Genomic DNA, 19,842 nt, shown 5'->3' on the forward strand with positions numbered 1-19,842 from the left:
CCCGAGGGGGGAGCTTTTCCGCATCACCCCATAAACTTTCCCTTAATAATAAACGAGATCTCTTTGTCAAAAGCTCCCCCTTTCGGGGGAGCTGGCATCGCGCCAGCGATGACTGAGAGGGTTTCGAGAAAGGAGGTTTTTTCATGTACGAAGCCTTGCTCAAGGCCACACCGGAATATCAGAAGATCGCCGCCAGCTTTGCAAAGCCTGGCCCTGCCGCGCTGTTCGGTCTGCCGCCCGCAGGCCGTGCCCTGCTGTACGCCGCGTTGCAAAAAGACCTTGGCCGGGTGCTGTGCATCGTGACCCCCGGCGAGGCCGAGGCCACCCACTTTGCGGACGATCTCAAGGCGTTGGGCCTTTCTGCCGCCGTGTTCCCGCCCCGGGACTTCATGCTGCGCCCGGTGGAGGGCGCGGGCCGCGAATACGAGTACCGCCGCCTTTCGGTGCTGGGCTCCCTTGCAGGCGGGCGGCTGAACGCGGTCTGCGTACCCGCCGAAGCGCTGTTGCAGTACACCGTGCCCCGGGATGAATTTTTAAAGAACACTCTTACCCTCAAACCCGGCATGGTGTACAACCGCGAGGGTCTTGTGGCCCGGCTGTTCGCCGCCGGGTATGTGCGGCGCAGTCAGGTGGACGGCCCGGGACAGTTCAGCGTGCGCGGCGACATCGTGGATATCTATGCGCCGGATATGCGCCAGCCCGCCCGCGTGGAATACTGGGACGATGAGATCGATTCCATTTCCTCCTTTGACCTGCTCACTCAGCGGCGGGACAGCGCACTGGATAAAATTTATCTTTCCCCTGCCCGCGAGGTGCTGTTCGGCGACACAGCTGAGACCGCCGAGGCCCTGCGTGCCGCCATCAAGAAGGCGCGCGGCCGGCACCGCACCGCACTGGAAAAGGCCACGGAAGCCGACCTTGCTCAGCTGGACTCCGGCCTGATGCCGGAAGCTATGGATAAATACTACGGCCTGCGCTATCCGGACCCGGCCACCCTGCTGGATCATCTGGACACGCCGCTGTTCATTCTGGACGAGGTGGGCGGCATCCGGGACGCCCAGAAGGCCACCGAGTTCCGCCGCAGCGAGGAGCTGACCGGCCTGCTGGAGGAGGGCGTGCTCTGCCCCGGGCTGGATGTGCTCTACCAGACCATGGACGACCTTGCCGCTTCCGCCCAGAAGCAGAGCACCCTGCTGTGCGAGAACTTCCTGCGCGGCATGAACGAATTCAAACTGAAAGATCTCATCAACGCCGAAGCCTTTGCCGCCCCCAACTGGAACGGCGACCTCGCTTCCCTGCGGGAGGATCTGGACCCCCTCATTGCGCAGGGCTATGCCGTTACCCTGTTCTCCGGCACCCCCAAGGGTGCCGCCGCCCTCACCCGCGACCTTGCCGACAAGGGCTACTCCGTGAGCATGAGCCGGGATGTGCGGCCCACAAAAGGCATCGTGCAGGTGCTGCCGGGTCATCTGACCGCCGGGTGCACCTTCCCGTTTGCCCATGCGGCGGTGCTGTCCAGCCGTCGGCACGGTCTGGAGGAAGAGACCGCCGCCGAGACCAAGAAGCGCAAAAAGAACAAGAACGCCCTTTCCAGCCTTTCGGACATCAAGCCTGGGGACTATGTGGTGCACCAGAGCCACGGCATCGGCATGTATGCGGGCATCCAGCGGCTGGAAGTGCAGGGCGCCACGAAAGATTACCTCAAGGTACAGTATTCCGGCTCGGACGTGCTGTACGTGCCGGTAACCCAGCTGGACCTGCTGAGCCGCTACACCGCCCCCGGCGACGAGGAAAAGGTAAAGCTGGCAAAGCTGGGCGGTGCCGAGTGGCAGCGCACCCGCGCCAAGGTGAAAAAAGCCACCGAGGAAATGGCGCAGGAGCTCATTGAGCTGTACGCCCGCCGCCGTCAGGCCACGGGCTACGCCTTCCCGCCGGACGGCGACTGGCAGCGGGACTTTGAGACCCGCTTTGACTACGACGAGACCGACGACCAGCTGAACGCCACCGCCGAGATCAAGCAGGACATGGAAAAGGGCTGGCCCATGGACCGGCTGCTGTGTGGCGACGTAGGCGTGGGCAAGACCGAAGTGGCCCTGCGCGCCGCCTTCAAGTGCGTGATGGGCGGCAAGCAGTGTGCCATCCTTGCCCCCACCACCCTGCTGGCATGGCAGCACTACAACACCATCCTCTCCCGCATGGAAGCCTTCCCGGTGAAGGTGGAGATGATGTCCCGCTTCCGCACCGCAAAGCAGCAGAAGGAGACCCTCCGGGGCCTGCAGTCGGGCAGTGTGGACATCGTGGTGGGCACCCACCGGCTGCTGTCCAAGGACGTGAAGTTCCACGACCTCGGCCTTGTCATCATCGATGAGGAGCAGCGCTTCGGCGTCAAGCACAAGGAAAAGCTCAAGGAGAACTTCATCGGGGTGGACATGCTCACCCTGTCGGCCACTCCCATCCCCCGCACCCTGAACATGGCCATGAGCGGCATCCGGGACCTTTCCACCATTGAACAGCCGCCCATCGAGCGGCAGCCCGTGGAGACCTTTGTGCTGGAATACAACGACGTCATCCTTGCCGAAGCCATGAAGAAGGAGCTTGCCCGGGGCGGGCAGGTGTACTACCTGCACAATCGGGTGGACAACATCGAAGCCTGCGCCGCCCATGTGAGCAAGCTGGTGCCCGGCGCACGCATCGGCATTGCCCACGGTAAGATGACCGAGGAAGAGCTGAACCCCGTGTGGCAGCATCTGCTGAACGGTGAGATCGACATTCTGGTGTGCACCACCCTCATTGAGACCGGCATCGACGTGCGCAACTGCAACACCCTCATCATCGAGGACGCCGACCGCATGGGCCTTGCCCAGCTGTACCAGATAAGAGGCCGGGTGGGCCGCTCCGGCCGCAAAGCCTATGCCTACTTCACCTTCCGGCGGGACAAGACCCTGACCGACATCGCCCAGAAGCGGCTCTCCGCTATCCGGGAGTTCACGGCCTTCGGCTCCGGCTTCCGCATCGCCATGCGGGATCTGCAGATCCGGGGTGCAGGCAGTCTTCTGGGCCACAGCCAGCACGGCCACATGGAGGCCGTGGGCTACGACCTCTACGTGAAGATGCTGGGGCAGGCCATCGCCCGGGCCAAGGGCGAACCTGTCCGGCGGGACAAGAGCGAATGCCTTGTGGACCTGCGGGTGGATGCCTTCATCCCGGAGAAGTATATCGCAGACGGCCCGGGCCGCATTGAGGCTTATAAGCGCATTGCCGCCATCCAGACGGCAGAGGACGCCGCCGATGTGCTGGACGAGCTCATCGACCGCTACGGCGACCCGCCGCCCTCGGTGAGCGATCTGGTGAACGTGTCACTGGTGCGCGTGCAGGCCAGCGCTGTGGGCGTGACCGAAGTGACCCAGAAAAAGGACATCCTCACCCTGCAGCTGGAAAGTCTGGATCTGCCCATGATCCGGGGCCTGCTGGTAGCCTTCAACGGCCGTGTCACCGCCGGTGCAGGCAATCGGCCCTACCTCTCGGTCACGCTTCAGCCCGACGAAAAGCCGCTGGAGCTGCTGCAAAGCATCCTCAAGGCGATGGCAGAGATCCTGAATGGCGGAGAAAAAGCAAAAGACAGCAAATGATCTGCAGCGTCCTCGCCTATCAATTATCAAATACTAGGAGCAACAACCATGAAAAAGAAACTTCTTGCACTGGTCTGCGCGCTGGCACTCACCTTCAGCTTTGCAGGCTGCACCATTTCCACCCCGGACACCGTGGGCAGCATCGGTGATTTTGAGATCACCTCCGGCATGTATCTGCTGGCCCAGTACGGAGCCTATCAGCAGGCGGCACAGCTGGCCGGCAGCGATCAGGACGCCTCGGATGTAAAAGCCTTTCTGAAGGAGACGATCACCACTGACTCTGACAGCGGCGAGACCGCCGTGGTCAGCGACTACGTGGCCCAGCAGACCCAGCAGACGCTGGAAACGCTGGCTGCTGTGGATGCCCGCTTCAAGGCACTGGGCGGTGAGCTGACCGACGAGCAGATCGCCACTGCCGACCGTTATGCCCAGCAGATGATGGACCAGTACGGCGACACCTACACCGCCAACGGCATCGGTCTGGAGACCATCAAGGCCTACGAGCGCCTGCAGGTGGAGCACACCGCTCTGCTGGATATGGTCTACGGCCCGGACGGCGAGACCCCGGTGGAGGACGACGAGCTGACCAGCCATCTGGACGACAGCATGTACGAGATCTGCTATATCAGCATCCCGCTGTACAACACCAGCACCTATGCCTTTGCCAACGATGACCAGAAGACCAAAATGCTCCGGCTGGCCCAGACCGCTGCCGACAGCGTCAACGCTGCAGGCGGCGAGACAGTCTCGGATCAGGTGAGTGCCCTGCATGAGGCCGCACAGAATGCCCTGCCGGACATCTACGCTGTGCTGGACGGCAAAACTTCCGACGACAGCGCCAGCGTCCAGACCGAGCTGCTGACCGAAAGCGATGTTGCTTCGTCCTTTACGCAGGACGGTGCTGCCGATGCTCTGCGCAGCCTTTCCTACGGCGAAGCCGCTGCCGTGCAGATCAACGGCTACACCCTGCTCCTGCTGGTGCGTGTGGACCCGCTGAGCGTATCCTCTCTGGATGATCTGCGGGAGCAGGTCCTGAGCGATATGAAGGGCAGCGAGCTGGACGATGCACTGGCTTCCAGCGGTGCAGAGCTGGCCCACAGCCTGAACAGCTCTGCCATGAACAAGCTGCCCGCCAAAAAGATCGTGAACGACACCAGCGCCAACAGCTGAGAGCCTCTATGAAAAAAGAGCCGCCTGTGGTTTTCCACCGTTTGCAAAAGCATCGTGGAAAACCGCAGGCGGTTTTTATTGTTTAGCGTGCTTGCCCTCTCTGTCATCGCTGGGCGAGACCGCTTTTCTTTCACCGCGTCACTTTCGCAAACTCTGCGGCAAGGGCAGCATTCACCGAACGGACGGCATTCGCGTCCGGCTTGATCTCGGTCCGGTCATAGGTGAAAAGCCCGTTCACCTCATCCTCCACATCCGTCAGCTGGGTATACACCAGCGCCGAGAGTCCTTTTTTCAGCTGGGGAAGCACTGTGCCCAATTGCAGCTTTTTGCAGCGGGCCGTCAGGTCTGCGCGGCTCTTTGCCGTACCGTAGCCGTAGGTCCTGCCCGGAGCTTCGTGCCCCGGCATGGGCCATGCAATGCCGCCGTATTCACTCAGGGCCACAGTGCGCTTTCCGGGCTTTACATACAGCGGATAGAAATAGTTGTGGATGGAGCACACATCTCCGCCGCCCTGATCATACCAGCCGCTGGCCTCGTCCACAAGGCGGGTATCGTCCAGCGTGCGGATGGCCTGCACTGCCCCGGCCGCATCAAACTGGCCCCAGCCTTCGTTGAAAGGCACCCAGCAGCCGACACAGGGATGGCCGGAAAGCGCCTGTACCGTGGCTTCCAGCTCCCGGCGGTATTCTTCCCGGCTGCTTTCCTTTCCACGGCTCAGCAGGCCCCAGAGTGGCTCTGCATCGGGCAGGCAGCGCAGCAGCGGCTGCAGCACATTGGTCAGGTAGGTGACGAACCACAGGTTATAGGCGCTGCCGCCGTTCACCATGTCCTGCCAGACCACAAGGCCCAGCCTGTCGCAGTGGTAATACCAGCGCTCCGGCTCGATTTTTGCGTGCTTGCGCAGCAGGTTGAAGCCCAGCGCTTTCACCTCGCTCAGCTCCCGCTCCACCGCCGCATCGGAAGGCGGGGTATACAGGCCCTGCGGCCAGTATCCCTGATCCAGCAGGCCGTTGAGCAGGATGGGCTTTCCGTTCAGGCAGAAGCGCAGCACGCCCCGCGCGTCCGGCTCACAGCTCCACTTGCGCAGGGCAAAGTAGCTGTGCACGGTGTCGAACTGTTCCTCCTCTCCCTGTGTGGTTCCCACGGTCAGGTCATACAAAAACGGGGTATCCGGGCTCCACGGAAAGAAATGTTCCTCCGGGATGTTCAGCGTCACCTCGCCGTCCCGGTCCGCTTCGTCGCTGCCCCAGTCCTCGGCAATGGTCACGCCCCCGGCCCGCACCACAGCCCACAGGTTCACCGCACCGCCGGGCATGGAAGTATGGGCTTTCACGGTCACGGTGCGGGCATCGTAGTCCGGCGTGACCGTGAGCGACTGGATGTAGTTTTCCGGCACACGCTCCAGCCAGACCGTCTGCCAGATGCCGCTCTGGGCCGGGTAGAACATGCCGCCGGGCTTCAGGGTCTGCTTGCCCCGGGCCTGCGTGCCGCTGTCCGTGGGGTCCTGCACGGCCACCCACAGGCTGTTGCGGCCCGTGCCGTTGAGCTGGGCGGTGACATCCAGTGTGAAGGGCCAGTAGCCGCCCCGATGGCCGCCCACCAGATGGCCGTTCACCTGCACCGCACAGGCATAGTCCACCGCACCGAAGTGCAGCAGCACCCGACCCCCTTCTCCCGGAGGGGGAGCAAAGGTGCAGTGGTAGTGCAGCCACTGGCCGGGCTGCAGGGTGCGGCCCACGCCGGAGGCCTTTGCCTCCGGCGAGTAGGGCACCAGAATGCTGCCGTCCCACGCAGCGGGGTATTCAGCTGTCTGGGTAATGGCGTACTTCCACAGGCCGTTCAGGTTCTCATAGCTGTCCCGGCGCATGGCCGGGCGAGGGTATTCCGGGAGTGGATGCATGGTTTCACCGCCTTTGATTTGTTGGTTTCATTCTAGCACAAGGCAGATGGCTTGTATAGACTGAGCAGCAACGATGCGGCGGCAAACAGCAGATAATGCAAGCGTTAAACACGCAAACCCGCTCCCACGCGATTATGCTCTGCACCGGAAGCATTTTCCACATACAAAAAGGCTGCTGCACCAAATGGCGCAGCAGCCCTTGCTTTTGCAATGATAAAACAGAAAACCAGAAGTCAGAGCTTACTCTTCGTCCTCGCCCTCATCCTCTTCGTCATCATCGTCCTCTTTCGGCTTATAGAAGATGCCGCTCAGGAAGATGCTGATGAAGTACAGCAGCACCATGGGGCCGGCCACCATGCACTGAGACACGATATCCGGCGGGGTGACAACAGCTGCAATGAAGAAGATGATCACGATGGCAATGCCGCGCACCTGCTTGAGCAGCTGCGGGTTGATAATGCCCATCTTGGACAGGATAATGGTGATCAGAGGCATCTCAAACACGCAGCCAAAAATGATGAACATGGTCAGACAGAGGTTGACATAGCTCTCGATACTGGTGGTGGTCTGGATGTACTCTGCACCCTCGATGCCGGTGCTGAGGAAACGCAGCATGAAGGGCATCATGAGCTTGTAGGCGAACAGCACGCCCACGCAGAACAGGATCAGGCCCAGCAGCATGACCATCTTGAAGAAGAAGCTCTCGCTCTTTTTCAGGCCGGGCTTTGCAAATGCATAAATGTGGTAGAACGCCACCGGAACGGTGACCACCACGCCTGCCAGAATGGAGACGCGGAAATACTGCATCAGCTTTTCTTGCGGGGCAATTGAAACAAACTCGTAATAGTCGCGGCCCATGGCAGTGAGCAGATCGATCAGACGGTCGGCGTATGCCAGCGAGACCACAACACCCACCACGAACACCACCGCGCAGATGATCAGCCTGTTCCGCAGTTCTTTCAGATGGCCGGTCAGCGTCATGCTGCCGTCCTCTGCCATGACTTCGGCTTTTTTCTTTTTGCGCTTAACGTTCGTAGCCACAATTACTCCTCGTCTTCGTCCTTCTTGGAAACCTGCTTCTCGGTCTTCTCCTCGGAATTATCGGAGCCTTCCTCGTCCTCCATGCCCTTCTTGAAGCCGTTGATGGTCTTGCCGAACATCTTGCCCAGCTTCGGCAGGTTCTTGGGTCCAAAGATCAGCAGAGCGACGACCAGGATGATCAGCAGTTCGTTAGTACCAATACGCATAATAAAAATCTCCTTTTTACTTTGCCGCGCCGCGTGGCGGGCTTATTGCATGTATCAGGCAACCGCGGGCGCGGGTGCATCCAGTAAGTAATCAGTCCTTCGGCAGAACATCATTCTGACGAGGGTCTTCCTCCACCGGCTCGGCCGCAGGAGCAGCCTCGGCAGCTTCCTGTGCGGGAGCCGCTTCCTCAGCAGGCTCGGCCTTTTCCTCTGCGGGTGCAGCGGCAGGCTCAGCCTTTTCAACCGGGGCAGTGGGTTCTTCGGCCTTTTCGGCAGGTGCAGCGGTCTCCTCAGCGGGAGCGTTCTCCTCTGCCTTGGCGGCAGGTGCAGCGTCCTCTTCCAGCTCTTCCACCGGCTCCTCGGTCAGCTCGGTCACTTCCTCGGCAGCTTCTGCCTTGGCAGCTTCCTCCTTGCTGGTCTTGCCGATACCGGTAAAGCTCTTGGTCACATCCTTGACGCTGTTGTCGATATCCTTCTTGATATCGGTCAGCGGGGCAACGGCTTCCTTCAGGGGAGCCTGGATCTCATTCAGCGGCTCCACAACGTTCTTCTGGATCTCCTCAGAAGCAGCGCCGGTGTACTTTTTCAGTTCACGCAGCATCTTGCCGATCTTCTTTGCGTAGACGGGCAGCTGATCCGGGCCGATGAACACGAACGCCACGATCACGATGACGACAAGTTCCCAAAAACCAATTTTCATACTAACTCGTTTCCTTTCCTGTGCGGCGGGACGTTTTCCGGAGCCGACGCATCCGCTTTGCAGTGGGTGCCGCGAACCATTCCTTGCCCTGTTCTTCGTCCGCTTCCGTGGGAGTTCGGCGCTCTCTGCGCCTGTGTTGCCCTACTTATACCGAAAAGTGGTGAACTCATTCTGAACAATATATGAACTTTTCATGAACGAGTAGGCAAACAGGGTGTTTTTGTAAACTTATGATATTTTATAGTCAGTTTATTACAAATCGGATAGGATACAACAGTGCAGTCCTTTGCAAAAAAGAGGACACCGCACAAAACGGTGTCCTCGGAAGTGTTCCTTTGCGGGGATCAGTGGCCGCAGCTCTCGCAGTGGTCGCAGTCCTCTTCGAGCTTACCCACGATGGGTTCCGGATCGATGCCCTGACGGCGGTAGTAGTCGGACAGAGCAGCCTTGACGGCCTGCTCGGCCAGAACAGAGCAGTGCACCTTGATGGGAGGCAGACCTTCCAGAGCTTCCACAACGGCCTTGTTGGTCAGCTTGAGGGCCTCGTCGATGGTCTTGCCCTTGATGAGGTCAGTGGCCATACTGCTGGTGGCGATGGCGGCACCGCAGCCGAAGGTGAGGAACTTGACATCCACGATCACGTTGTTCTCGATCTTCAGGTACATGCGCATGATGTCGCCGCACTTGGGGTTGCCCACTTCGCCCACGCCGTTTGCGTCGGGGATTTCACCCACGTTGTGCGGATTTGCAAAATGCTCCATGACCTTTGCGCTATACATGCTTGCCATAATTACTGCTCTCCCTTCAGGCTGAACTGGCGGGCCGTGTTCTGGCCCTGCAGCCACATACAACTCATAGCACGGCGGCGGGGAATGACCTCCTCCAGCACGTCGCACAGATATTTTGCTTCTTCCATGGTGTTCTGCGGGCCAAAGGTAAACCGCATGGAGCCGTGGCCGATCTCCTCAGGCACGCCGATGCTCAGCAGGACGTGGCTGGGGTCCAGACTGTCGGAGTTGCAGGCAGAGCCGGTGGAGGCGCAGATGCCGTGCATATCCAGATCCAGCAGGATGGTCTCGCCTTCCAGACCCGGGAAGCTGATGTTCACATTGTTGGGCAGACGGGGGCTGCGGCCGCCGTTCAGGCGGGCTTCCGGGATGTTCTTGAGGACGCGGTCGATGACATAATCGCGCAGCTCAGACTCGTGGGCCATACGCTCATCCAGATGCGCCGTGGCGATCTCCAGTGCCTTGCCCATGGCAGCAATGCCGGCCACGTTCTCGGTGCCTGCACGGTGGCGGGCCTCCTGACTGCCGCCATCGATCAGGTTCTGGGGCCATACGCCCTTACGGCAGTACAGTGCACCCATACCCTTGGGGCCGTTGAACTTGTGAGCGCTCATGGACAGCATATCCACGCCCAGCTCCTTCACATCCACGGGGATGGCACCCACAGCCTGCACCGCGTCGGTGTGCATCCAGACACCGTGCTTGTGTGCGACCTCTGCGATCTCCTTGATGGGCTGGATGGTGCCGATCTCGTTGTTGGCCATCATGATGCTGACCAGTGCGGTATCGGGACGGATGGCAGCTTCCACGTCCTCAGGGCGGATGTAGCCCTCGGCGGTGGGCTTGATATAGGTCACTTCAAAGCCCATGCGCTCCAGTGCAGCCATGCTGTGCATGATGGCATGATGCTCAAAAGCGCTGGTGATGAGGTGCTTTTTGTTCTGGCGTGCCTTGGTGAAGGCAGTGCCCTTTACGGCCCAGTTGTCGGCCTCGGAGCCGCAGCTGGTAAAGAAGAGCTCTGCCGGACTTGCATTGATGGCCTTTGCCACCTGCGCACGGCCGGTGTCCACGAATTCCTTGGCCTCATAGCCCACACTGTAATGGCTGCTGGGGTTGCCGCAGGCACCGCTCAGGGCTTTGACCATCATTTCCAGTGCCTCGGGAGCACAGGGAGTGGTGGCAGCATTATCCAGATAAACCACTTTTTCCATGTTTTCCATAGGAATGATCCTTTCTTATTGAACGCGTCTGCAGGAGCCTTGAACGCCCTGTGCAGATGCGGAATCCTTTCAACGGATAAGTTATACCATATCATTCCCTAGTATGTCAATATGAATACTGGATTTTCGTGATTCAGTCACCTTTTTTGCCCTTTCCGGTCAGTTTTCCCAGTAACACCTTCCACTTGGGGTAGCCCCAGCGCTTATCTTCGGCAAAATCGTCTGCCAGCTTCCAGGGAAAAACGCCGCCGTCGAAGTACAGATTTCCCTGTTCGTCCACGCGGTCCAGCTTTTTGGGCAGATACGCCTCATCGTAGTAGCTCTTGCGGCGGTCGGGCAGCACCCAGTGCAGGGTGCCGTCCTCGTCCATGCCGGACGCCCATACGCCGAACACGAAGGTAGCCGCTTCGCCGTAGCAGTGCTGCTCGAACCGGATAGCGCCATCATAGTAGAACTTGATGACCTCCAGCGTACCGGATTCCTTTTTGCCGTCCCGGCCAAGGGTGGGGCGGTAATCCTGCTGATAGCGGCAGCCGCAGTGGCTGCCGGCAAAGTCTTTTGCATGGAACGACATGGCGTGGTTTCCTTTCTTTCCGGTATGATCGTTTGCTTTTTACTTTTTATATAAAGTACACGGCGGCTTTTCGCGGGACGACCTGGAATATCCTCCGCTGCTTACGGGTTGCGGCACCCAGCATCCGCTTCGTGCCTTATGTGGCACTCGTGTCTTGCTGGCCGCTGCCCCAACAACTCCTCCCTGTTTCCGCCACTGGCGGCGGTCGTCGTCGTTGCTGGATTTTTTTAGCGGAATTGGATTTTTAATCCGGGATAGCGGAACGTCTGCGGGCGTTCCGCTATTCCATTTTCACGGGTAGGGCGTGGAGGAAAACGGCAGCAAACCCTCTCAGTCAAAGCCTGACGGCTTTGCCAGCTCCCCCGAAGGTGGAGCTTTTTGCCTTCTTCCGGTCAGCGCGTATTAAGCTCCCCCTTTCGGGGGAGCTGGCGAGCACAGCGAGACTGAGAGTGTTTTAAAAATGCCCCTCAAAATCTCCCTCGATCTCGTAGGGCCAGCTCAGGATGCCGCCCAGATCCCGCAGATTGGTGTAACCCAGCGATTCCAGCTTCTGCACGGCATCGGCGCTGCGGCGGCCGGTGCGGCAGTAGATGAGCCACATGGCATCCTTATCCGGCAGCACCTCGGCGGCACGGCTCAGCACCTGACTCAGCGGCAGCAGCTTTGCCCCCGGAATGTGGCCCACAGCAAATTCGTCCGGCTCCCGGACGTCCACGGCGGTTGCCTCATGTGCATCCAGCAGACGGATGGCGTCGGCAGCAGTGATCTTCTCAGTCATACTTTCACTCCTTATGTTATCCTCTTATCCATCCTATGATAGCAGACCTTTTTTGTTTGCACAAGAGGATACCTTTGCAAAATCCGAGCAACGTGCTATACTATAGGAAGCAATAAGGAGAGGATCGCCATGAAATTTTCGACCAAAAGCCGTTACGCCCTGCGCCTGATGGCCGAGCTGGCGCGCTATGCGCCGGGCACCACCGTCAGCCTGAAGGAGATCAGTGAGCGGCAGAACCTGAGCCTGAAATATTTGGAGCAGATCGTCACGCCGCTGGCCCGGGCAGGCCTTGTCAAGAGCGAGCGCGGCAGTCAGGGCGGCTACCGCCTGACCAAAGCCCCTGCCGCCTACACCGCCGGTGAGATCCTGCGCGCCATCGAGGGCAGTGTGGCCCCCATTCCCTGCCTTGGCAGCGAGACCAACGAGTGCCCCATGTGGGAGCAGTGCTTCACCCTGCCGTTCTGGACCGGCCTTGACGAGGTCATCAACCAGTATATCGACAGTGTAACGCTGGAACAGCTTGCCCGTCAGCTGCCCACCGCAGACAAAAAAGAGGGCTGCTGCAGCTGCGGCACGAAAAATACCTGAATCTTGAAAGAAATGCTTGACATTCGCCTTTGCATCGGCTATAATAACTAAGCATTCAGCGAATGCCTATAGGGGTATAGCTCAGCTGGTAGAGCAGCGGTCTCCAAAACCGCGTGCCGTGAGTTCGAAACTTACTACCCCTGCCATAACCGCACAGGTTCTTCGGAGCCTGTGCGGTTTGTTTTTGTACGCCTGCGGCAGGGCCGAACCATTTAAAATGGCCTCCACATTCGCTCTGGCCATTTTCAGCGGAAATATCATTTTTATGTTCGTGTTCCGGAACACTTTTTCACGGGAAGGGGCCGGAGAGGAAAACAGCATGTTTTTTGCTTTTTTGCATTTTTTGAAATTTATGCTTGACAAGCAGGCTGTTTTTCGATATAATAAAGCACGTTCCGGCGGTAAGCACCGCACGAAACTTGAGCGATCATGGCCCGGTAGCTCAGTTGGTTAGAGCACCAGCCTGTCACGCTGGGGGTCGTCGGTTCGAGCCCGATCCGGGTCGCCATTTGCTGCTATAGCTCAGTTGGTAGAGCGCATCCTTGGTAAGGATGAGGTCTCCAGTTCGAATCTGGATAGCAGCTCCATGCGCAGACACCTCGAAGTCTTAGGACTTCGGGGTGTTTTTTTGTTACGGTCCTTTGTTGCATCCATCTGGTTGTCTACTCTGCCCAAAAGCAGCGGAAACTTTCTTCCGCTGCCGTCAATTGATGTCACCGTCCAGTTGTTATACAATTAACATAATGCATTTGGCGGCAGTCTGGCCGCATAGAGAGTATTGGAACTTTTGGAGGTAACTACTATGGCTCGTTTTACCCTGCCCCGTGATCTTTACCATGGCAAGGGCGCTTTGGAAGCCCTGAAGACTTTTACCGGCAAAAAGGCCATCGTCTGCGTGGGCGGCGGCTCCATGAAGCGGTTCGGCTTTCTGGATCGTGCGGTCTCCTACCTGAAGGAAGCAGGCATGGAAGTAGAGCTGTTTGAAGGCATCGAACCCGATCCTTCGGTGGAGACCGTCATGCGCGGTGCTGAGGCCATGCTGAAATTTGAGCCGGACTGGATCATCGCCATGGGCGGCGGCTCTCCCATCGATGCCGCCAAGGCCATGTGGATCAAGTACGAGTATCCCGAGATCACCTTTGAGGAGATGTGCAAGGTGTTCGGCATCCCGCCGTTGCGCCGCAAGGCCCACTTCTGCGCCATTTCCTCCACTTCCGGCACCGCTACTGAGGTGACGGCTTTCTCCATCATCACCGATTACCAGAAGGGCATCAAGTACCCCATCGCGGACTTTGAGATCACGCCCGACGTGGCCATCGTAGACCCGGATCTGGCCGAGACCATGCCCAAAAAGCTGGTGGCCCACACCGGCATGGACGCCATGACCCATGCTATCGAAGCCTATGTTTCCACCGCACACTGCGACTACACCGACCCGCTGGCCATCTTTGCCATCCGCATGATCCAGGGCGATCTGGTGGACAGCTACAACGGCGACATGTCCAAGCGCGACTCCATGCACAACGCCCAGTGTCTGGCCGGCATGGCCTTCTCCAACGCACTGCTGGGCATCGTGCACTCCATGGCCCACAAGACCGGCGCTGCCTTTGCGGACTACGGCGCACACATCATCCATGGTGCCGCCAATGCCATGTATCTGCCCAAGGTCGTCGCGTTCAACGCCAAGGACCCCGAAGCCAAGAAGCGCTACGGCGTCATTGCAGACGAGATGAAGCTGGGCGGCGCCAGCGATGACGAGAAGGTAACGCTGCTCATCGAGTACCTGCGCGGCATGAACGACGCGCTGAACATCCCCCACTGCATCCAGCACTACGGCCCGGACTCCTACCCCGCCGAGCAGGGCTTTGTGCCGGAGGACGTGTTCCTGCAGCGCCTGCCCGAGATCGCAAAGAACGCCATTGCCGATGCCTGCACCGGCTCCAACCCCCGCCAGCCCAGTCAGGAAGAGATGGAAAAACTGCTCAAGTGCTGCTACTACGACACCGAGGTGGATTTCTGAGCCTGACCGCCTAACTGCATAAGCCTCCCATTCCGGCTGCCGGTCTCGCGGTTCTGCGAGCCGACAGCCGGTTTTTGTTTTGTCCGGCCTGCTTTTATACGACAAAAACGCCCCGAAGCGTTTCCGCTTCGAGGCGTCTGAGCTGGAGCTGCTATCCAGATTCGAACTGGAGACCTCATCCTTACCAAGGATGCGCTCTACCAACTGAGCTATAGCAGCACAATCACAGCTCAATTATAATACCACAGCTTTTGCTGTTTTGCAAGTGTTTTTTGCAAAATAGTTTGCGTCTTTTGCAAAAAGTCAGTTTTTACGCAAAAACCGCCCGGCTGTTTTCCACAGCCGGGCGGTTTACATGTTCAAAACTCGATCCGTATTACTCGATCAGGCCGTTCAGCAGGGACAGGCACTTGCGGCTGTGCAGCTTGCGGATGGCCTTTGCCTCGATCTGGCGCACGCGCTCACGGGTAACGCCAAAGTCGCGGCCCACCTCTTCCAGCGTGCGGGGACGGCCATCGTCCAGACCAAAACGCAGGCGGATGACCTTTTCCTCACGGGGGGTCAGGCTCTTGAGCGCCAGATTGATCTGCTGTGCCACCATGGCGCGGTCTGCGGCCTTGCCGGGGGCTTCGGCATTTTCGTCTGCGACGAAATCGCCCAGAGAGGAATCCTCTTCCTCACCCACGGGGCTTTCCAGACTTGCCGGCTCCTGTGCCATGCGCTGGATCTCACGCACACGCTCCACGCTCATATCCATGGCCTTTGCCAGCTCTTCCGGGGTCGGCTCGTGGCCGTTCTGGTACACCAGCTGGTTGGTGGCCTGACGCATCCGGTTGATGGTCTCCACCATGTGCACCGGGATACGGATGGTGCGGGCCTGATCCGCAATGGCGCGGGTGATGGCCTGACGGATCCACCAGGTCGCATAGGTGGAGAAGCGGAATCCACGGTCGCAGTCAAACTTCTCCGCAGCCTTGATCAGACCGATGTTGCCCTCCTGGATCAGATCCAGAAATGCCAGATTGTGGCCCACATGCTTCTTGGCAATGGACACCACCAGACGCAGGTTCGCCTCGCTCAGGCTGCGGCGGGCGTTCAGGCCGTCGCGGCGGGTCTTGAGCAGCTCTGCGCGCTTTTCGTCGGTCAGGGGGCCGTTCTCCACGGCCTCCATGGCTTCCTCTTCTGCGGCCTTTTCCTCGGCATCCTCGGTGGGCTTCTCGTTGCCTTCCTCGTCCAGATCCTCAGTATAGCTGCGGCTGTTCTCGTCCTCTTCAAAGGAGAAGCGGGCGCTGTTCTTCTTGATGTACTCCGGCCCGCCGTACTTCTGACGGTCGGCCTGCAGGATATGCGCTGCCTCGGCACCGGCATGGATGCGGCGGCTCAGCTCCACCTCCTGCTCGGCGCTCAGCAGCGGGATCTGACCGATCTGCTTGAGGTAGTTCTTCACAGGGTCGTCCAGCAGCTCGTCCATGGCAGCCTTCAGGTCTGCGGGGTTCTCCTCACTCTGCTCGTCCTCGTCCTCTGTGATGCCCAGATCATCGTTGTTGTTCTCGGCGCTCTCCACCTCTGCCATGATGCTGTCCACATCCAGCATCGGCTCCGTGTCCTCTTCCAGCACCTTGATCCCGCGTTCTTCCAGAAGGGTATAGAGCGTTTCCTCATCCATTCTGCACTGCGCAGCCAGCGCCTTGGCCTCCTTGGCCGAAATGGTGCCTTCGCCTTTCGTCAACAGTTCCTTTAAAGTCATGCCCATTTTGCTCTCTCCTTCTTGCTCCGGGGAAAATCCTGTAATAACGTGTTCCCGCGCATCAGATCACAAGTCCTCCGTTCACACCGAACACCTGTCCAGTGATGTAGCCGGCATCCTCGCCCGCCAGAAACACCAGCAGCCTTGCCACCTCATCTGCGCTGCCAAGACGGCCCACCGGGGTCTCCTCGGCCAGCGCCGCCTTATCCTCGGCGGTGAACGCTGCCATCATATCGGTATCGATGACCCCGGGCGCAACACAGTTCACTGTGATGCCGCTGGGGCCTTCTTCTTTGGCCAAAGCCTTGGTCAGGCCGATCAGGCCCGCCTTTGCTGCGGAGTAGTGCACTTCGCAGCTGCCGCCGGTCTGGCCCCACATGCTGCTCACCGTCAGGATGCGTCCGGCCTTGCGGCGGATCATGCCCGGCAGCGCCAGCTGACACAGGTGGAATGCACCGGTCAGGTTCACATCCAGCATGTGCTGCCACTCCTCCGGGGTGATGTCGGTGAACAGCTTCTGCTGGGCAATGCCCGCATTGCTCACCAGTACATCCACATGGCCCAGCGCCTGCTCTGCGGTGCGGAACGCAAGCTCGCAGCTGGCGCGGGACGCCACATCGCACTGGACGGCGGTAATGCCAGGCAGCTGCTTTTCCAGTGCTGCAGCGGCTTCGGCGTTGCTGTGGTACAGCACCGCCACGCGGAAGCCGGCCTCATAAAACGCCCGGGCCGCAGCCGCACCGATGCCCCGGTCGCCGCCGGAGATCAAAACGCCCCGGCCATTGCCCGCAGACGGACGCGCTGCAGCTGCCTCTTCGGCTGCCGGTTTCTCCGGCTCCTGCGGCGGTTCTGGCGTCTCCGGCTCCGGGACCGGCTGCGGCGCAGGTTTTTCCAGCACCATCACCCGGGTGGGTTCGTCCACTGCAGCTGCTTCCGGTGCCGCCTTCGGCTTTGGCGCTGCGGGCGGTTCCTGCGCAGCCTGTTCCGGCTGCGGCTCCTCGCCCGACAGATTGAACGTCAGTTCAAATTCATCTTCGTACAAGAGTATGGTCCTCCTGTCGTGTTCTCTGCACAGCAGCTGTGCGCCGTGCAGGAGATGTTCTGTCGCCCATCGCCCCCGGTCAACGTCCATTTCTTTTCCGGTCAAAGTCCGGCGCTTGGCGTGACAGGCAGGTGCGCAAGATGGGTTTCGACAAAACACCATTAAATAATATAGCACAATTTGCCGAAAAAAGAAAGTGGAAGCCGCCTGCTTTTTCACGCAGCTTCCACTTTTTTACGGTTTTTTCATATTCTGCCCCGGCTGTACCGGCGGTTTCCACTTCGGCTTTGCCGCAAGCCGTGCCCGCAGGTCTTTGAAAAACGCCTGCAAAAGCGCCTGTGCCTCCTCGGCACGCAGACCGCTTTCCACCACCGGATGGTGGTTGAAGGGCATGGCGAACAGGTCGGTCACGCTGCCGCAGCAGCCTGCCTTGGTGTCTGCCGCACCGTATACCACCCGCCGCACCCGGCTGTTGAGGATCGCTCCGGCGCACATGGGGCAGGGCTCCAGTGTAACGAACAGCTCACACTCCCACAGCCGCCAGCCGCCCAGCTTTTTGCACGCCGCATCGATGGCCAGCAGCTCTGCATGGTGCAGCGCGTTTTTTTCGGTCTCGCGGGTGTTGTGGGCCGCAGCGACCACCTCGCCCCTGCGGGCCACTACCGCCCCCACCGGCACCTCACCCAGCGCCGCCGCCTTGCGGGCTTCCTCCAGCGCAAGGCCCATCAATTCAAAATCGGTCATAGGCTCCTCTTTATCCTGCTGCAAAAACCAGCAGATTATTCAATGTATGCAAAAGCATCCCCGGCCATACGCTTCCGGTGCGGCTGCGGATGGTGCCCAGCACAAGGCCGCACACCAGCGCATAGGCCATGCCTGCCGGGCCCCTATGCTGCACGGCAAACAGCACCGCCTGCAAAGCTACAGCCTGTCTCTCGCCCAGCGGCCGGGCCAGCTGCTGGATGGCGCCGCGGAACACCAGTTCTTCCACGATGGGCGCAGCGGCACAGCGGTGCACAAAGGCCCACATCCGGGCGGCTTCCTCCGGCACCTGCGGCAGGACCGCCGTCAGAGCCTTGCCCGCCAGCAGGTAAGCCAGCGCACAGCCGAATGCGGCCAGCAGGGCCCTTGTTTTTTCATTCCGTTCCATGGCCCTGCCCTCCCTGCCGCATCGATCAGCGTCTATCTTATCACATCCATTGGCCGCCGCGCAAGTATTTTGCGCTGTGACGAAGCAATTTCGGCCAGAGTGTACTGGAAAACGATTGACTTTTCCCTGCCGGTTCTGGTATAATGTTTTCCGACCTTTTATCAAAAATCGTCGACTAACATGATTTAAGCTCTCACTCACCGGAGATCCGGAGGTATTTTTTATGATCCGCATTCTTACCGATTCTGCGTCCGACATCCTGCCTGCCGAGGCGGAACAGCTGGGCGTGACCGTGATTCCTTTAAACGTGACGCTGGAGGACGGCGTCGTCCTGCGGGACGGCATCGACATGACCCCCAGCGCCTACTATGACCATCTGGCTTCCTGCCGCAAACTGCCCACCACCAGCCAGCCCAGCCCGGAACTGTTCGAGAAGTTCTATCTGGAAGCCGCTGCTGCCGGGGACGAAGTGCTGGGCATCTTCCTGTCCCACGAGCTGTCCGGCACATGGCAGTGCGCAAAGCTGGCTGCAGACCTTGCCAATGTGGACAACGTGCTGTTTGTGGACAGTGCCAACGTGTGTCTGGGCGAAGCGCTGCTGGTGCGCCTGGCCGTGCAACTGCGGGACGCAGGCAAGACGCTGGTGCAGATCGCCACCGATCTGGAGCATGCCAAGGAGCATCTGCATCTGGTTGCTGCCATCGACGATCTGAAGTATCTGCGCAAGGGCGGCCGTCTGCCTGCCGCCGTGGCCGTCGCGGGCGGGATGCTGGGCATCAAGCCCCTCATTACCATCAAGGAGGGCAAGGTAGCCATGGCCGGCAAGGCCCGCGGCCTGCCCGGTGCCTATGTGGCCCTGTTCAAGAAGATCGAGGAACTGGGCGGCATCAGCCCGGATTTTGCCACGGTTGCAGGCTACTCTGCCAGCCTGCGCGAAGTGCAGCCCATCCAGAACTACTTCCGGGATACTCTGGATCTGCCCGAACCGCTGGTGCGGCAGATCGGCTGCGTCATTGGCACCCACGCGGGCCCCGGCGCGTTCGGTCTGGCATTCTTCGACAAAGAGCTGGTGCTGGAATAAGCGACCACCGAAAAAAGATCATCCGACCAAAGTCGGGCAGCCCTGCGGGCTGCCCGGCTTGTTTTTTTGGTTAAGGGGGGTGAACCCTCTCCGTCATCGCTGCGCGATGCCACCTCCCCCGAAAGGGGGAGGTTTTAGGCTGCTGGCTGTCAGGCAGCAATAAGCTCCCCCTGAGAGGAAGCCTCCCTGTGAAAAAGCAGTTCCGGAT

General features: G+C 59.7%; 17 protein-coding genes and 4 tRNA genes. 8 read left to right on the forward strand and 13 right to left on the reverse strand.

Annotated elements, in window-relative coordinates:
• Positions 1-143 precede the first annotated feature (143 nt).
• Together mfd and MTP37_RS11700 are read left to right on the forward strand one after the other, a co-directional pair.
• Positions 144-3,629 (forward strand): transcription-repair coupling factor, encoded by a 3,486-nt coding sequence (gene mfd, locus MTP37_RS11695; protein ID WP_249237442.1) that lies wholly within the window; start codon positions 144-146, stop codon positions 3,627-3,629.
• 48 nt (positions 3,630-3,677) lie between these two features.
• The gene (locus tag MTP37_RS11700) at positions 3,678-4,799 is read left to right on the forward strand and encodes a foldase (RefSeq protein ID WP_249237443.1); all 1,122 of its coding nucleotides are present in this window, start codon (positions 3,678-3,680) and stop codon (positions 4,797-4,799) included.
• A gap of 130 nt (positions 4,800-4,929) precedes the next feature.
• Here the strand turns inward: MTP37_RS11700 and MTP37_RS11705 are convergent, their stop codons facing one another.
• The 8 genes from MTP37_RS11705 to MTP37_RS11740 all read right to left on the reverse strand — a co-directional run bounded on the left by MTP37_RS11705 (position 4,930) and on the right by MTP37_RS11740 (position 12,006).
• Positions 4,930-6,699: a glycoside hydrolase family 2 protein gene (locus MTP37_RS11705; protein ID WP_249237444.1), complete on the reverse strand. Its 1,770-nt coding sequence runs from the start codon at positions 6,697-6,699 to the stop codon at positions 4,930-4,932.
• A 240-nt stretch (positions 6,700-6,939) separates the two neighbouring features.
• Positions 6,940-7,740 (reverse strand): twin-arginine translocase subunit TatC, encoded by an 801-nt coding sequence (tatC, locus tag MTP37_RS11710; protein ID WP_249237445.1) that lies wholly within the window; start codon positions 7,738-7,740, stop codon positions 6,940-6,942.
• Between the two features lie 2 nt (positions 7,741-7,742).
• A complete protein-coding gene (gene tatA, locus MTP37_RS11715; RefSeq protein WP_249237446.1) occupies positions 7,743-7,946 on the reverse strand; it encodes a twin-arginine translocase TatA/TatE family subunit in 204 nt (67 codons plus the stop codon).
• A gap of 91 nt (positions 7,947-8,037) precedes the next feature.
• The gene (locus MTP37_RS11720) at positions 8,038-8,646 is read right to left on the reverse strand and encodes a Sec-independent protein translocase subunit TatA/TatB (protein WP_249237447.1); all 609 of its coding nucleotides are present in this window, start codon (positions 8,644-8,646) and stop codon (positions 8,038-8,040) included.
• Between the two features lie 344 nt (positions 8,647-8,990).
• Entirely contained in the window at positions 8,991-9,434 is a 444-nt protein-coding gene (gene nifU / locus MTP37_RS11725; RefSeq protein WP_005937858.1) for a Fe-S cluster assembly scaffold protein NifU, read from the reverse strand.
• A 2-nt stretch (positions 9,435-9,436) separates the two neighbouring features.
• A complete protein-coding gene (locus tag MTP37_RS11730; RefSeq protein WP_005937861.1) occupies positions 9,437-10,654 on the reverse strand; it encodes a cysteine desulfurase family protein in 1,218 nt (405 codons plus the stop codon).
• A 133-nt stretch (positions 10,655-10,787) separates the two neighbouring features.
• Positions 10,788-11,228: a hypothetical protein gene (locus tag MTP37_RS11735; RefSeq protein ID WP_249237448.1), complete on the reverse strand. Its 441-nt coding sequence runs from the start codon at positions 11,226-11,228 to the stop codon at positions 10,788-10,790.
• A 454-nt stretch (positions 11,229-11,682) separates the two neighbouring features.
• On the reverse strand, positions 11,683-12,006 hold the full coding sequence (locus MTP37_RS11740; protein ID WP_249237449.1) for a rhodanese-like domain-containing protein: 324 nt from the start codon (positions 12,004-12,006) through the stop codon (positions 11,683-11,685).
• A gap of 129 nt (positions 12,007-12,135) precedes the next feature.
• On the opposite strand from MTP37_RS11740, the gene MTP37_RS11745 reads away from it, so the two are divergent.
• The 5 genes from MTP37_RS11745 to MTP37_RS11765 all read left to right on the forward strand — a co-directional run bounded on the left by MTP37_RS11745 (position 12,136) and on the right by MTP37_RS11765 (position 14,614).
• Positions 12,136-12,594: an RrF2 family transcriptional regulator gene (locus MTP37_RS11745; RefSeq protein WP_249237450.1), complete on the forward strand. Its 459-nt coding sequence runs from the start codon at positions 12,136-12,138 to the stop codon at positions 12,592-12,594.
• 70 nt (positions 12,595-12,664) lie between these two features.
• A tRNA-Trp gene (locus MTP37_RS11750) sits at positions 12,665-12,740 on the forward strand.
• A 285-nt stretch (positions 12,741-13,025) separates the two neighbouring features.
• Positions 13,026-13,102 (forward strand) — tRNA-Asp (locus MTP37_RS11755).
• A 3-nt stretch (positions 13,103-13,105) separates the two neighbouring features.
• Positions 13,106-13,181: transfer RNA gene (locus MTP37_RS11760), tRNA-Thr, on the forward strand.
• Between the two features lie 215 nt (positions 13,182-13,396).
• Positions 13,397-14,614, forward strand: a complete 1,218-nt coding sequence (locus tag MTP37_RS11765) for an iron-containing alcohol dehydrogenase (RefSeq protein WP_249237451.1) — start codon at positions 13,397-13,399, stop codon at positions 14,612-14,614.
• A gap of 143 nt (positions 14,615-14,757) precedes the next feature.
• Here MTP37_RS11765 and MTP37_RS11770 read toward each other — a convergent pair.
• From MTP37_RS11770 to MTP37_RS11790, 5 genes are all read right to left on the reverse strand, one after another.
• Positions 14,758-14,833, reverse strand: a tRNA-Thr gene (locus tag MTP37_RS11770).
• A gap of 157 nt (positions 14,834-14,990) precedes the next feature.
• Positions 14,991-16,367, reverse strand: coding sequence for a sigma-70 family RNA polymerase sigma factor (locus tag MTP37_RS11775; protein ID WP_249237452.1), 1,377 nt, complete (start codon positions 16,365-16,367; stop codon positions 14,991-14,993).
• A 55-nt stretch (positions 16,368-16,422) separates the two neighbouring features.
• A complete protein-coding gene (gene ymfI, locus MTP37_RS11780) occupies positions 16,423-17,403 on the reverse strand; it encodes an elongation factor P 5-aminopentanone reductase (protein ID WP_249237453.1) in 981 nt (326 codons plus the stop codon).
• 234 nt (positions 17,404-17,637) lie between these two features.
• Positions 17,638-18,147, reverse strand: coding sequence for a nucleoside deaminase (locus MTP37_RS11785; RefSeq protein ID WP_249237454.1), 510 nt, complete (start codon positions 18,145-18,147; stop codon positions 17,638-17,640).
• Positions 18,148-18,157: 10 nt separating this feature from the next.
• Positions 18,158-18,553: a CPBP family intramembrane glutamic endopeptidase gene (locus MTP37_RS11790; protein WP_249237455.1), complete on the reverse strand. Its 396-nt coding sequence runs from the start codon at positions 18,551-18,553 to the stop codon at positions 18,158-18,160.
• 223 nt (positions 18,554-18,776) lie between these two features.
• Here MTP37_RS11790 and MTP37_RS11795 point away from each other — a divergent pair, with 223 nt between their 5' ends.
• A complete protein-coding gene (locus tag MTP37_RS11795) occupies positions 18,777-19,634 on the forward strand; it encodes a DegV family protein (RefSeq protein ID WP_249237456.1) in 858 nt (285 codons plus the stop codon).
• The last annotated feature ends 208 nt before the right edge of the window (positions 19,635-19,842 follow it).

The sequence above is a fragment of the Faecalibacterium sp. HTF-F genome (genome assembly GCF_023347535.1).
Taxonomy (GTDB): domain Bacteria; phylum Bacillota; class Clostridia; order Oscillospirales; family Ruminococcaceae; genus Faecalibacterium; species Faecalibacterium wellingii.

Coding starts and splice junctions, on each gene's coding strand:
- mfd (WP_249237442.1), top strand. CDS start 144: ATGTACGAAGCCTTGCTCAAGGCCACACCGGAATATCAGAAGATCGCC.
- MTP37_RS11700 (WP_249237443.1), top strand. CDS start 3,678: ATGAAAAAGAAACTTCTTGCACTGGTCTGCGCGCTGGCACTCACCTTC.
- MTP37_RS11705 (WP_249237444.1), bottom strand. CDS start 6,699: ATGCATCCACTCCCGGAATACCCTCGCCCGGCCATGCGCCGGGACAGC.
- tatA (WP_249237446.1), bottom strand. CDS start 7,946: ATGCGTATTGGTACTAACGAACTGCTGATCATCCTGGTCGTCGCTCTG.
- MTP37_RS11720 (WP_249237447.1), bottom strand. CDS start 8,646: ATGAAAATTGGTTTTTGGGAACTTGTCGTCATCGTGATCGTGGCGTTC.
- nifU (WP_005937858.1), bottom strand. CDS start 9,434: ATGGCAAGCATGTATAGCGCAAAGGTCATGGAGCATTTTGCAAATCCG.
- MTP37_RS11730 (WP_005937861.1), bottom strand. CDS start 10,654: ATGGAAAACATGGAAAAAGTGGTTTATCTGGATAATGCTGCCACCACT.
- MTP37_RS11735 (WP_249237448.1), bottom strand. CDS start 11,228: ATGTCGTTCCATGCAAAAGACTTTGCCGGCAGCCACTGCGGCTGCCGC.
- MTP37_RS11740 (WP_249237449.1), bottom strand. CDS start 12,006: ATGACTGAGAAGATCACTGCTGCCGACGCCATCCGTCTGCTGGATGCA.
- MTP37_RS11745 (WP_249237450.1), top strand. CDS start 12,136: ATGAAATTTTCGACCAAAAGCCGTTACGCCCTGCGCCTGATGGCCGAG.
- MTP37_RS11765 (WP_249237451.1), top strand. CDS start 13,397: ATGGCTCGTTTTACCCTGCCCCGTGATCTTTACCATGGCAAGGGCGCT.
- MTP37_RS11775 (WP_249237452.1), bottom strand. CDS start 16,367: ATGGGCATGACTTTAAAGGAACTGTTGACGAAAGGCGAAGGCACCATT.
- MTP37_RS11785 (WP_249237454.1), bottom strand. CDS start 18,147: ATGACCGATTTTGAATTGATGGGCCTTGCGCTGGAGGAAGCCCGCAAG.
- MTP37_RS11790 (WP_249237455.1), bottom strand. CDS start 18,553: ATGGAACGGAATGAAAAAACAAGGGCCCTGCTGGCCGCATTCGGCTGT.
- MTP37_RS11795 (WP_249237456.1), top strand. CDS start 18,777: ATGATCCGCATTCTTACCGATTCTGCGTCCGACATCCTGCCTGCCGAG.